The organism is Pseudogracilibacillus amylolyticus (SeqCode) (genome assembly GCF_051918545.1).
Taxonomy (GTDB): Bacteria; Bacillota; Bacilli; order Bacillales; family Amphibacillaceae; genus Pseudogracilibacillus.
The window spans coordinates 23,984-37,586 of record NZ_JBPPZG010000009.1; the positions used below are offsets into that span (position 1 = coordinate 23,984).

14 protein-coding genes are annotated in these 13,603 nt (G+C 36.4%); 4 read left to right on the plus strand and 10 right to left on the minus strand.

Features of this window, described 5'->3' with window-relative positions:
- Positions 1–52: 52 nt before the first annotated feature.
- The 5 genes from ACPYKA_RS02050 to ACPYKA_RS02070 form a co-directional block, all read right to left on the minus strand.
- Positions 53–895, minus strand: a complete 843-nt coding sequence (locus ACPYKA_RS02050) for a transporter substrate-binding domain-containing protein (RefSeq protein WP_479540757.1) — start codon at positions 893–895, stop codon at positions 53–55.
- 212 nt (positions 896–1,107) lie between these two features.
- Positions 1,108–1,830 (minus strand): amino acid ABC transporter ATP-binding protein, encoded by a 723-nt coding sequence (locus ACPYKA_RS02055; RefSeq protein WP_479540758.1) that lies wholly within the window; start codon positions 1,828–1,830, stop codon positions 1,108–1,110.
- Positions 1,827–2,531 carry an amino acid ABC transporter permease gene (locus tag ACPYKA_RS02060; protein WP_479540769.1) on the minus strand — a complete coding sequence of 235 codons (705 nt, stop codon included), beginning with the start codon at positions 2,529–2,531 and terminating at the stop codon, positions 1,827–1,829. Before ACPYKA_RS02060 ends, ACPYKA_RS02055 begins: the two co-directional genes overlap by 4 nt.
- Before the next feature lie 121 nt (positions 2,532–2,652).
- A complete protein-coding gene (locus ACPYKA_RS02065) occupies positions 2,653–3,456 on the minus strand; it encodes a basic amino acid ABC transporter substrate-binding protein (RefSeq protein WP_479540759.1) in 804 nt (267 codons plus the stop codon).
- Positions 3,457–3,776: 320 nt separating this feature from the next.
- Positions 3,777–4,130, minus strand: coding sequence for a DUF3006 domain-containing protein (locus tag ACPYKA_RS02070; protein ID WP_479540760.1), 354 nt, complete (start codon positions 4,128–4,130; stop codon positions 3,777–3,779).
- Between the two features lie 219 nt (positions 4,131–4,349).
- On the opposite strand from ACPYKA_RS02070, the gene ACPYKA_RS02075 reads away from it, so the two are divergent.
- The 4 genes from ACPYKA_RS02075 (at position 4,350) to ACPYKA_RS02090 (ending at position 7,250) form a co-directional block, all read left to right on the plus strand.
- Positions 4,350–5,567 (plus strand): helix-hairpin-helix domain-containing protein, encoded by a 1,218-nt coding sequence (locus tag ACPYKA_RS02075; protein ID WP_479540761.1) that lies wholly within the window; start codon positions 4,350–4,352, stop codon positions 5,565–5,567.
- Between the two features lies 1 nt (position 5,568).
- Positions 5,569–5,829, plus strand: a complete 261-nt coding sequence (locus ACPYKA_RS02080; RefSeq protein ID WP_479540762.1) for a DUF3006 domain-containing protein — start codon at positions 5,569–5,571, stop codon at positions 5,827–5,829.
- Positions 5,830–5,899: 70 nt separating this feature from the next.
- Positions 5,900–6,670, plus strand: a complete 771-nt coding sequence (locus ACPYKA_RS02085; RefSeq protein WP_479540763.1) for a DUF3784 domain-containing protein — start codon at positions 5,900–5,902, stop codon at positions 6,668–6,670.
- A complete protein-coding gene (locus ACPYKA_RS02090; RefSeq protein ID WP_479540764.1) occupies positions 6,648–7,250 on the plus strand; it encodes a class I SAM-dependent methyltransferase in 603 nt (200 codons plus the stop codon). The genes ACPYKA_RS02085 and ACPYKA_RS02090 overlap by 23 nt, the downstream gene beginning before the upstream one ends.
- A gap of 770 nt (positions 7,251–8,020) precedes the next feature.
- Here ACPYKA_RS02090 and ACPYKA_RS02095 read toward each other — a convergent pair.
- The 5 genes from ACPYKA_RS02095 to ACPYKA_RS02115 form a co-directional block, all read right to left on the minus strand.
- Complete coding sequence (locus tag ACPYKA_RS02095; protein ID WP_479540765.1) at positions 8,021–8,941, minus strand: LCP family glycopolymer transferase; 921 nt, start codon at positions 8,939–8,941, stop codon at positions 8,021–8,023.
- Between the two features lie 148 nt (positions 8,942–9,089).
- On the minus strand, positions 9,090–10,031 hold the full coding sequence (locus ACPYKA_RS02100) for an MBL fold metallo-hydrolase (protein WP_479540766.1): 942 nt from the start codon (positions 10,029–10,031) through the stop codon (positions 9,090–9,092).
- Positions 10,032–10,113: 82 nt separating this feature from the next.
- A complete protein-coding gene (locus ACPYKA_RS02105) occupies positions 10,114–11,601 on the minus strand; it encodes a PH domain-containing protein (protein WP_479540767.1) in 1,488 nt (495 codons plus the stop codon).
- Positions 11,594–12,073 (minus strand): PH domain-containing protein, encoded by a 480-nt coding sequence (locus tag ACPYKA_RS02110; protein ID WP_479540770.1) that lies wholly within the window; start codon positions 12,071–12,073, stop codon positions 11,594–11,596. Before ACPYKA_RS02110 ends, ACPYKA_RS02105 begins: the two co-directional genes overlap by 8 nt.
- Positions 12,074–12,835: 762 nt before the next feature.
- The coding region (locus tag ACPYKA_RS02115; protein ID WP_479540768.1) for a helicase-related protein at positions 12,836–13,603 on the minus strand (768 nt) is incomplete at its 5' end.

Genomic DNA, 13,603 nt, shown 5'->3' on the forward strand with positions numbered 1-13,603 from the left:
AAAAGCGTGACACGATGATCACGCTCTTCACTATCCTATATTTTGTTATATTTTATGTTCCTTCAGGTCGCTCACCAAACCATTTTTCATAAATATCATCATAAGTTCCATTTTCTTTTAACGTAGTTAACGCTTCATCTATCTTATCGCGTAACTCTGATCCTTTTGGAAAACCAATTCCATAATCTTCACCAGTTAACTTTTCTCCAACGGTAACTAATTCTCCACCTGCTTCTTTTTCAGAATAATATTGTACGTTAGGTAAGTCATATAAAACTGCGTCAGCTCTACCTGCAAGGACATTTTGATATGCTTCTACAATTTCCGGGAAAGCTTCTGCAGTCGCATCCGTATTTTCCTCTAAATACTCTTGACTAGTGGAACCTTGACGTGTAGCAACAACTTTACCATCCACATCGTCTATCGATTGGATCTCATCTGCATTTTCTTCTGTAACAGCAAGAATCAATCCTGCTTCATAGTAAGGTTGAGTAAAATCAATATTTTCCTTTCTTTCTTCCGTAATTGTCATACCGGCAATTCCAATATCAAATTTACCTGAACCAAGACCAGCTACAATTCCGGCAAATTCCAATGTTTCAAATTCAATTTCAATTCCAGCTTCTTCAGCAAGCGCTGTAATCAGATCGATATCAAATCCTACTAATTCACCTGACTCTTCATCTAAATATTCAAACGGCACGTATGCATTATCGGTTGCAACGGTGTATACTTTGCCATCTGAATCGCCTTCCGTTTCGGTAGCGCTTTCACTTTCTTCCGTATTAGTTTCAGGTGCATCCTGTTCACTGTCTGTTGACGATGATCCACCACATGCAGCCAATATCCCTAATAACAAACTCAGAAATAAAGTAAGTAATAGTTTTCGATACATGATTAGCCCCCTAGTTCGTTTTTTCGAATCTATAGTTGTATATTATAGCATAGAATATTTTTAAGAAAAGGATTTTTCTAATTATACGGAAAAGTTTACTAGATTTAGCTATTCATTAATTTTAAATTAAAACGTGATCATAACTTTTCACGGGAGTTTTTTAATTGCTTATGCGCCAGACTAGTAAACTAGTTAAAATTACTTACTGTTTTTTATAATACTTTTCCTAAAAATGCTTTTGTTCGCTCATTTTGGGGATTATTAAAGATCTCTTCAGGTGTTCCTTCTTCTACTAAATAGCCACCATCGATAAAAACAACTCTGTCTGCAACCTCACGAGCAAAGCCCATTTCATGTGTGACAACAACCATTGTCATCCCCTCATTAGCAAGCTGTTTCATAACGTCGAGCACTTCCTTAACCATCTCAGGATCAAGGGCTGAAGTTGGTTCATCAAAGAGCATAATCTTCGGTTTCATTGCTAAAGCTCTTGCGATTGCTACCCGTTGCATTTGTCCACCAGAAAGTTGTTCCGGATAACTCGTTGCCTTATCACTAAGTCCTACTTTCGCTAACAATTCATGTGCTAGTTCCTCTGCATCTGCTTTAGACATTTTGCGAATTTTTATAGGTGAGATCGTAATATTATCCAGTACTGTCATATGTGGAAATAAATTAAATTGCTGAAATACCATTCCTACTTCTGTACGGATCTCATTTATATTTGTTGCTGGATCATTAACTTTTACATCTTCAATATAAACGGCTCCATCTGTGATATCTTCTAGTAAATTGATACAACGAAGAAATGTAGATTTACCTGATCCACTTGCACCAATGATACAAATTACTTCTTTTTCTTTCACTTCATAGTCGATCCCTTTTAGTACTTCAAGATCACCATACGATTTTACAAGACCTTCAATTTTTATCATATTTTCACCTGCCGCCGAAATTTTGTCCTTTTGGCCGGAACATAACTCGTACTAAATCTTTTTTCAATGTAAGCAATTAACTTTGTACATACCCATGTCAACATTAAATAAAGGATTGCCGCAAGTATATAAGGTTCCCACACTCTAAAGCTTGCACCTGCAACTACTTTTGCTGCATAAAGAATATCTGTAGCAGCAATAACAGTTACTAAAGAGGAATCTTTTAATAAAGCGATTAATTCATTTCCAAGTGGCGGTACCATACGGCGAAACGCTTGCGGTAAAATGATCTCTTTCATTGCCAAATTATGTGGCATTCCTAAAGAACGAGCTGCCTCCATTTGCCCTTTTTCAAGCGACTGGATTCCAGCACGAAAAATCTCAGCTGTGTATGCGCTACAATTTAACGTTAATGCAACAGCTCCAGAAACAAAGAAGCCTAACGAATGTCCAAAGATCGTTGGAATAACAGCTAAATGAATAAGCAAAATCTGAACGAGCAACGGTGTTCCTCTGAAGAAGTCAATATACCATTTACATGGATAATGAATCCATTTCCGCTTCGATAACTTACCTAAACCGAATACTAATCCAAGTAACACTCCACATGTATATCCAACAATAGTTAGTCCTAATGTGATCCAGATTCCTTTAATAAAAAGATCTTTATAATTCCAAAGGATGTCAAACCGTATCGACATGATAAACTCTTTTATCGCTTCTATTATGAACACATGAACACCTCCTATTCCCTACAGTGGAGAGACAATTTTCACCATAAAAAAGATACTGTCCGCAAATGGTTACGGACAGAATCGTCCCTTATTCTTCCATTTCAAATCCTGAAATTTCAGCTAATTTACCATTCTCTTTTATTTTCTGAATGCCTTCATTTAAAAGCTCTAATACTTCTGCATTTCCTTTTTTAACCATTAATCCATAGTATTCTTTTTCAAATTCGTCGTCTTCTATCGTTTTAACTTCTACATTTGGATTTTCTTTTATATATTCGTTTACTACCGAATTATCTCCAACAGAAGCATCTGCATTGCCATTAATCATTTCACTGATTGCTAATGGCATCGTTTCTGTCGCTACAATATTTGTACTTGTTTCCCCTAGCAGTTCTTTGACAACCTTGTGTCCTGTCGTATTAATTTGTACAGATACTTTTTTATCTTCTAAATCTGCAAAACTAGTAACATCACTATCTTCAGGAACTAAAATTAGCTGATTAGCGATATAATAAGGGTCGGTGAAATCATATGATTCTTCACGTTCTTCCGTAATGGTAATGGAAGAAACTGCAAAGTCAACTTCTCCATTATCTACTGCTGGAAATAGTGGCTCCCAACCAATATTTTTAAATTCAATTTCAATTCCTAATTCTTCTGCAAGCGCATTCACAATATCGATATTAATTCCAACAATTTCTCCATCTTCGTCCATATATTCCATTGGTGCATATGTAGCATCCGTTCCAGCTACTAATTTCGTAATTTCACCACCAGTCGCCTCATTCGACGTTTCCGTTTCATCGGAGCCTCCACCGCCACACGCAATTAATAATGCACTAATACTAACGGCTAAAAAAGCCATCATGAATAAACGCAAATTTTTTTCCACTTGTTCTTCCCCCATTTTTTATGAATTTAAGCAGGATTATCGTAGAATAAAAGCGTGACAAATTAACCCCCTTTATTGTGTTTTTCACAATTTTGTTTATCTTGTATCGATATTATACGTTAATATCTCGCGCTATTCAATACAATTTAAAATTATATCCAGATTCTAAATGTTCTATTATTTCTATCTATCACGTTATTGTACAAATTTTTTCACAGATAATAAACTTCCTTTTTGCTATGATAAGAGGTATTACATATCAGGATAAAAGTACTAATGAACATAACTTTTATCATTTACAATTATTTTTAAGCATTATTCTACTCATTTTTGTCCCTATTTTCTATCCTTTCTAAGAAAATAGGGCTTTTTCTTTTTATTTCTTCGCGACAAAGTATACTTTTATCATGATGTTTTTTTGTTTGCTTATGATCAATCGTTACTTTTATATGATTATTGCCTTCATAAACACGCACCCACGCTCCTTCTTGATAATTTGCGGGTAGCTTTTCAACTGGTATTATTATTTGTCTCCCTTTATCTTCAATCAAAAGAATTGCATGCCCCTCCTCAACCCGATCTATTACACCTGTAAAACTTGGTAGATGCTGCTCACTAGAAGTTTGGATTATTATGAGCAAAAAAACGATCATATTTTTTATATAATTACCCATCATATCCCACCTTTTATTGTAGTATCTCAAGAAATTAAATAAACTGCACATTGGCACTTTGCTGTTTTGCCGTACAGTTGGAATGGGAAAATACGATTTTCTCTAAGGACAAATTCTATTTTGAATATGATCTCTTATAGAGAAATAGAATTTTATAGTTTTTTTCTAAAAGTTTTGCTACGCTTAAATTATTATTTCTAAAGATAAGGCGGCATCAAGATGCGAAAATATTTATTTATTATGGTAAGTTTTATTTGTTTATTAAGTGCTTGTGGTAGCACAGAGCAATCTTCTCAAAATATATCTAGTAGCGAATCAAATCATGCAAATGAACCAACAGAAGCGCTCCCAGAAAATGTCCCTGCTAAAAAGGAACAAAATAATGCAGAACCAACAGAATCTCTTTCCGAACTAACGGTAGATTATATTGATGTCGGTCAAGGAGACGCTACCTTATTCCAATTTAGCGATAAAGAGGAACAGTATACTATTTTATACGATGTAGGCGATTGGCAAGGAAATGAAGTTGTCCCTTTTTTAAAGAAAGAGAATGTTAGTTTTATAGATTTAGTCATTATCAGCCATCCACATGCTGATCATATAGGACAATTGGATAAAGTTATGGACAATGTGGAAGTTGGTGAAGTTTGGATGTCTGGAAATACAGCAAATACAAATCTTTACCAAACTGTTATGCAAGCGATTCTTGATAGTGACACAGATTATGATGAACCAAGAGCTGGCGAATCATATGATGTTGGTCCAATGGAAATAGAGATTTTACATCCAAATGAATTATCCGGCGGGTTAAATGAAGACTCCTTATCACTTCGGCTTACTTACGGAAACGTATCATTTGTATTTACAGGAGATGCATATAAGGAACAAGAAAGGCAAATAATGCAGCGGGTTGATGATCTCGAAGCCGACTTTTTACAACTTGGTCACCACGGCTCTAATACATCAAGTGATCCTACTTTTCTTGATCATGTTAATCCAACCTATGCTATTTATAGTGCTGGAGCAGGAAATTCTTATGGTCACCCGCATGATGAGATCGTTCAACTTGTATTAAATAAAGAAATAAACTTACTCGGAACAGATGTACATGGAACGATTACCGTTCATACAGATGGGAAAGATTACAAAGTATTTACTGAAAAAGAGGGTAAGGTAGAAAAAGGGAATGATGATACTGCAAAAAGCGAGAAGGATCCTTCTAAATCAGATCCTGTAGACGTAGATTGTATTAATATTAATACAGCGTCTATGGAAGAATTAATGGAAATTACCCAAATAGGTGAAGCACGTGCAAAGGATATCATTAATTTAAGACCATTCCAAACTGTTGATGAACTGACAAAAATTAACGGTATTGGCGATGCTAGACTAAATGAAATAAAACAGCAAGGAAAAGCGTGTGTAGGAGGCGAATAATATGAGAGGTGTATTAGATAGAATTGAAGATGGTACTGCTGTCATATTAGTTGAAGAAAAAGGGGATGAATTTACTGTAAAAGAAGCTGATTTACCGGTAGGCAGTAAAGAAGGTACATGGTTTCAATTAGATTTTAATGACTCAGGTTATACCATTTTGGCAATTGACGAAAACGCAACTGATAAAGCAAATGAAACATCTGCATTATTGTTGAAAAAGTTACAACGAAAGAAAAGTAAGAGTAAATTTAAACGTAACTAATGTTGTTTGACTATATTTGTTTCACTTTAAACGATACTAGGCGAACCTTTTTGGCAAAGTTGGTGGAAATATGAAGACGGGAACACTCATATATATTATTGCAATGGGCTGGACATTAATAATTTATGGAGGGATCACCTATTTATTCAGTAAAAAACAAGACCATACATTATTAAGCGGCTTTTCCAATCGCCGCGACGAAGAAAAAGAATATTTGAGAGAAAGCGGATATTTAGATGCGTTAAATAAATTATTCGTTACAACATTTTGGATATTTTTTGTCACATTCATCCTAGGGCTACTGCCAATACCATTTGCTTTTGAAATTAGTCTAGGCGTGTTTATTCTTGTCCTTATGATAGGTCTTGTCTGGATTCAGCGCTATGAAGTACCCCATAAACGAAAAAAGATGCTTTGGACTATGGGTGTTTTTTCAACTGTAACCATTATTTTTATTGTTGTCATTACAGGAATTGGATATATTGATAATGATATCAAAATTAGGGATGAAACCTTTATAGTTACAGGAATGTACGGAGTGGAATGGGACATCGCGGATATTGAAACTGTTGAGTTAATGGACACCCTACCTGAAGTGAATTTTAGAACGAATGGATTTGCAACTGCAGGTATATTAAAAGGTAATTTTAATTTGGAAGAACCGTACGGAAATGGACTTTTATTTATTCAAAAAAATTCGGCACCTTATTTATATATTGAAACTAAGGAAGACTATATGATACTCAATCGAAAGGATCCTAAAGATACAACTGAAATTTATAATGAATTACTAAAAAATGATGGAGTGAATCAAGTCAATGGCAAAGGAAAAGTGGAATAAACAGTTTTCGGAAAATCAATTTACATATGGAAAAACAGCGAATGCTTTTATACAAGAAAAAAGTTCATTGTTTGCTCCAAATTCACAAATAGCCTGTTTTGCTGAAGGTGAAGGAAGAAATGCAGTTTACTTAGCAAAACAAGGACACACCGTAACAGCCTATGATCTATCGCCGATTGGCCTAAAACATACTAAGGTTTTAGCAAAAGAAAACGATGTGACGGTTGAAACGGTGGAAGCGGATTTAACCAAAATGGAAACAGAAAAACAAAAATATGACGGTGCAATTATGGTTTTCGGACATGTTGCTGAGGAATCCCAAGAATATTTTATTAAAAATATGATTAATGCAGTAAAGCCAGGTGGTTTCTTTATTTTTGAAGTTTATTCCAAAGAGCAACTTAAATATAATACAGGTGGTCCCGGAAAAGAACAATTCTTATATGATCCAAAAAATATTTTAACATGGATTGAACCGTATACATGTGTTCACTTTTATTATGGAGAAGAAAATCGTGAAGAAGGTTACCGTCATACAGGAATAGGACATGTATTACAAGTTGTCATAAAAAAAGAATAATAATATTTACAAGACCCGCACTATTAAATTTCTTTGCATTTTTAGCCTGCTAACTAGGACATTCAATGAAACCCTCGCCTTAATTATTTCAACACTCTTTGACGTATCGCAATGAGGTGCTTCTACTTCTTTTCCACAATGATCAGAGGTGCAGAGAGCGCTGCGCAGCCCTTCTCAGGCTTTTCTGCCGAGATCAACGGCGGGGGAGGACGCTGCGCAGTTCTTCTCAGACTTTTCCGCTGAGATCAAGGGCGTGGGAGAGCACTGCGCGGCTCTTCTCCAGCTTTTCCGCTGAGATCAAAGGCGTGGGAGGGCACCGCGCAGCTATTCTTCGGCTTTTCCACTCAGATCAACGACGAGGGAGGACACCGCGCGGCTCTTCTCCAGATTTCCCGCTGAGATCAAGGGCGTGGGAGAGCACTGCGAGGCTCTTCTCTAGATTTCCCGCTGAGATCAAGGGCGTGGGAGAGCGCTGCGAGGCTCTTCTTCAGCTTTTCTACTCAGATCAACGGCGAGGGAGGACGCTGCGCAGCCCTTCTCCAGCTTTTCCGCTGAGATCAAGGGCGTGGGAGGGCACCGCGCATCTCTTCTCCAGCTTTTCCGCCGTGATCAACGGCGAGGGAGGACACCGCGCGGCTCTTCTTCAGCTTTTCTACTCAGATCAACGACGAGGGAGAACGCAGCAGATTTTTTAATGTACCCTCCTTTTTAAAACTACCTTCCAGAAACAAAAAACCTATGGAGTTTTACTCATCTCCATAGGTTATTAGTTATTCTTTTGATACTAATAAATCATGTGCTTTTTGTACTTCTTCATCCGGTACGATTAAATAATAGATTCCATCAATTTTTTGTCCTGAACCACTAATCATATATTCAGAAACATTTCTTCGGGTATCTTTATATCCGCTAAACAATTGCTTCATATCGTCAAAATCCATATTCGTAGACATATTTGTTCCCAAAATGTCCAACATACCACTAAATTTCGGTACAGAACCAACAGATGCACCTTCATTAATGATTCCTTCAATTACTTTTCGCTGACGATGAGTTCGTCCAAAATCACCCATTGGGTCTTTTTTACGCATTCTCACGTATGACATTGTTTTCTGGCCGTCCATTTCCACAATACCTTCAGGGAAATCATATTTACTGTCCGTCCATGCTACCTCATTACTAATTGTTATTGTACCAAGTTCATCAACTAATTCTACTAAACCATCCATGTTAATACTTACATAATAATCAATATCTACACCAAGGAAATTCTCAACTGTCGCAACAGACATCTCTGCTCCACCAAACGCATACGCGTGGTTAATTTTGTCCTCAATACCTTTTCCTACAATTTCTGTTCTTGTGTCACGAGGGATACTTACGATTGTAAGTGCATCAGTTATCGGGTCAAGCTGCATTACCATGATTGCATCAGACCGACCTCTTTGGTCATCTTCAGAATCGATTCCTAATAATAATACGTTCAGAGGCTCTGTCGCTTTTAGTTTTTCTTTTGTTAATTTTGTATCAATCGTTTCAACAGGGTCATGCATTTTTTCATTCACTGTATTCTTTGCGTTATTATATACAGAAAAAGCGTAAGCACCAACACCCAAAACTAGTAATATTACAATTATAATCGGTATTTTTAACCATAACCTTCTCGGCTTTTTTCTTTCTGACCTTTTCAAAATTCACACCTCATATTCCATTATACCCTGTTTATTTTGAGAAATTTTTATATTTACTCTCACAAAATTATATCATTTTTAATCCAAAAGACAACTATTATTGCCAATAATTGACGGATATTTTTAAAACTTCTATCCTTTTTACTAGTTAACTTTGAGAGTACATCCAAATTCCATTCTCCAGTCCTCTTGTACACTCACCTTTTTCTCGTAAATATTCCAAATGAGCAATCGTTTCTCCTACTGCAAATTGATAATCATAAACAGAAAGTTCCCTTTGAAACAATATTTCACATACTTCAAAAATAGATTTCGGCTGTTTTAAGGAATCAAGTATAATGGAAAACCTTTCTACATGATGATTCCAAATTTCATCTATCCGTTCATTTGCGCCATAAAAAGTATCCCCATGAGATGGAATAACTACCTCCGCATCCAGTTGTTTAATTTTATGAAGTGAGTTCTCAAATGATTGCAATGGGTTTTTTTCACCATAAAACCAGTAAGATATATTCGGTGTTATTTTCGGCAAAATATGATCCGTTGAAAAGAGAACATTTTTTTCTCGGTTATAAAAACAAATAAGCCCTTCAGAATGTCCAGGTGTAAAAATTATTTCGTATTGATATTTTCCGATTTGAATACGATCTCCATCTTGCAAAAAGTAATTAACGTTTGGTAGTGGAGTTACGGATGGACTGAACTCTTCAGTCATTTTCACAATAGAGGTTGCTAATTTTTCAGGTACAGCCGCTTCCTTGTAATCATTAACTAATCTCGGTAAAGCCTCTTCTGTCCATATACTTCCTAGTGCTACTGCATCTGTTTCTGACATGAGTACAGATGCATTTGTCTGTTGTTGTAAAACTCCCGCATATCCAGAATGGTCAGGATGAAGATGGGTTAATATTATCCGTTCAACAAGTTTATTATCTAATTTTTCATTCCAAACAGCTCGTGCATTTTTGTCATTCAATCCTGTATCTATTACAATATATCCCTTTTCCCCTTCTGCCAAAAAACAGTTCACATGGTCTAACCGAAAAGGAAGATCAATTGTCACTTTCTCTATTCCTAGCTCTGTTAACATAAACATCCTCCCTAAAATGAATGAGTATTCATTATTTAATAAAAATAGAAGGGAGAATCTGTCTCCCTGAATCAATAGTAACTTATTCCAATGGATCTAACAAGTCTGTATTTTTTCTCGTCTTTCTATATGAATACCAGTCAGCAATTTTATTAGCATCCTTTTCTTCTAAATGCTTTAGCGAATAATGTGTCCCTAAACCACCCAAACCAATAAGTGAAATCTCAATTGTTGCAAGTTTTTGCAAGGCTTGAATTTTATGTTGCCGCTTTTTAAGAGACTGAATCCGACGATGATAGGTTGTCACCGTAACCTTATTAAATACTCGTCTTTGAAGTGTAAAACGTTTTCCATCAATTGCATAACCTCCGTCCTTAAACTGCAACCAGCCATACCATAAGCTAAGACCGAGCAGGATAAGTGATAGCCAAATAAATGATGGGAAAAAATAAGCTGTTGCTAGAAGTGCGAGAATAAATAAAATGGAGGATTTAAATAAGTAAAACTTTAATCCCCTTTTGGATAAAGGAATTAATTCAGTCTCAAGTTGATCGAATTCCGGCAAAAATTCCTGTAAAAACTTGTCTACTTCTCGCTCATGAATAAGTGGAAACAGAACAGGAAATGGTTCCATTTTATCAAAAGACCCCCCTGCAACAACTGCGAAAACTTGTACAAATTTCATCGGCTGACGAATTGGACTTTGCTCAATGCCAATCGCTTGAATTCGCTCAAAGGGTATCGTTAATTCTTTTGTCTCTAATAACCCTCTTCGAATAAATAGTTCTTTTTCACGCTTTTCAATATTAAAATTACCGTACTTTATCATCGTACCAGCTATTCCTACTATCCATAATAATAATAGAACAAAAATAATCAATGCGATCAGTATGACAACACTTTGTGCAATCACCCATGTGTACGCCGAGTTATATATTCTTTTCGGAATTAATTCTTCGATTTGGGTAAAACCCGCAAGTAATGCAACAAGAATAATCCCTGCACTACCTGAAGTCGTCCCGGCAATAAACAGGCGTGACCATGATATTTTTTCGGTCGGAAACGTTTCTTCAGATCTTTCTTCAATTACAAAATCATTTTCTCGCTTTTTTAAAGCCTTGCGAAGTCGCGCTCCCTCCTCTACTTTAATTGCACTAAGGGATACTTCTGCTCCTCCGCCGCTACTAGCTGTATCAATTTGCACTTTCACCAATCTAAAAATTCGGTGTACCACATTTGCACTTAAATCAATTTTATGGATTCGGTTTAGTGATATATATCTTTTTTTCCGAACAAAAATACCTTGTTCTATTCGTAGTTCATTATCTTCTATTCGATATGTGAACCTGAGCCAAGATAAAACACTTGATATAATGAGGAAAATTAAAAATACCGTAGCGAAAATTACAAAATAAAATAATGATTCCTTTAATGTTAGAATTAACCCAATTCCAAAGCCAAAAATCGTTTCTTTTATAACACGAATGAGATCAAAATACATTGCTGCTGGATGAAGACGGCGTGGCTGTTTAAACTGTTCTAATAAAGAAGTTTCTTCGCTATTACACATCGTCTTCATCCACCCTTGCTAAAACAGAAATTCGATCTCGTATTGTAGATGCATCTTCCTCATCTAATGCCGGGATATCATGTGTTGTCGCTGCTGTTGAAATAGATACAGTTGCCAATTTATACCGTTTTAATATTGGACCTTGTTCTGTATCCACATGCTGAACACGAATCATCGGAATGATTGTCCGAGTAACGACTAGAATTCCGTGTTGAATATATATTTCTTGCTCAAATATTTCATAACGCCATCTGCGGTATCTTAATTTTGGAATTAAATAAACAAAAACAAATAGTAATAACACCCAAATTACGATAGCAATTCCAACGTATAAATAGGAAATTTCAAAAATATATGATAATACAGCTCCCGCTATAATGAGTAAAAATAATCCTCCCATATAAATAGAAGCTGTAATTCTCCAAGCTTTAATAGCATCACGAGCTATATTATTTTTCGGCTGCTCTCTCATCGTTACTCCCTCTCTTTCATTCATAATTTTAACACAGAATGTTTATTGGAAAAGCATATTTAATATTTATTTTAGATTTCAAAAGCAATTACACCGCTCTCCAGTGATTAATGCGCAATGTTCTTCATGGATATTTCTCGGTTTTCGTGGTTAAAACATGAACTGCGTGGTTATTTCGCACTCTTTGTGGTTAAATCACGATTCTCGTGGTTAACGCGGTTCACCGTGGATATTTTCTCGCTTCCCGTGGTTAAAACGTAAATCGCGTGGTTATTTCGTATTCTTCGTGGTTAAATCACGATTCCCGTGATTAACGCAGTTCACCGTGGATATTTACAGATTCCGTGGTTAAATCGGAAACTACGTGGTTATTTGGCGTTCTCCATGGTTAAATCGTGATTCTCGTGGTTAACGCGGTTCACCGTGGTTATTTCTCGGTTTCCGTGGTTAATTCGGAAACTGCGTGGTTATTTGGCGTTCTTCGTGGTTAAATCATGATTCTCGTGATTAACGCAGTTCACCGTGGATATTTTCTCGCTTCCCGTGGTTAAAACGTAAATCGCGTGGTTATTCCGTATTCTTCGTGGTTAAATCATGATTCTCGTAGTTAACGCAGTTCACCGTGGTTATTTACAGGTTCCCGTGGTTAAAACGGAAACTACGTGGTTATTTCGCATTCTCCATGGTTAAATCGGAACCCCGCTCAGTATTCCATCTCTATGAAATATAAAAAGCTCCCCATTTTGAGGAGCTTAGTATATTTTATCTTCCACGACGTTTTTGGAAGTTGCCTTTTCGTCGTCCACCGCCACCTTGTGGGCGTTTTCCGTAAAACCTTTTGCCGCCACCTTGACGACGTTTCGAATCACGGCCGCCTCCACGTGGTGGTGCACTTTTAACACTAATCGGCTGTACAGAAGAAATTCTAACTGGTACATCTTTTCGTTCTTTTGTTAGCAATTTTAATGCTGCTGAAACGACAGATACGGAATCATGGTCTTCCAACAATTCTGTTGCTGTTTGATTAAATGATTTTATATCTTCTGTTTCAATTGTCTTTATAATATTTTCGGCAGTTGCTTGTTGTTTTCCTCGTGCCGCTTCTTGATTTGTTGGTGGAACGATACGTTTCATTTTACTTTTTGTAACTTGTTCAATTAATCGTAAATGTGGGATTTCTCTCGGTGTTACGAATGAAATTGCTTCTCCAGTACGTCCTGCTCTTCCAGTTCTACCAATCCGGTGAACATAGCTTTCCGGATCTTGCGGAATATCAAAATTATATACATGTGTCACACCGGAAATATCTAATCCACGTGCTGCAACATCTGTTGCGACAAGTACTTCAATTCGTCCATGTTTAAATTTATTTAAAACTGACATTCGTTTCCCTTGCGTTAAATCACCATGAATACCTTCTGCACGAAAACCACGTACTTGCAAGCCATCGGTGATTTCATCCACACGTTTTTTCGTACGAGTAAAGACTATTGCTAATGTCGGGGAATGAATATCGAAATGATTCGTTAA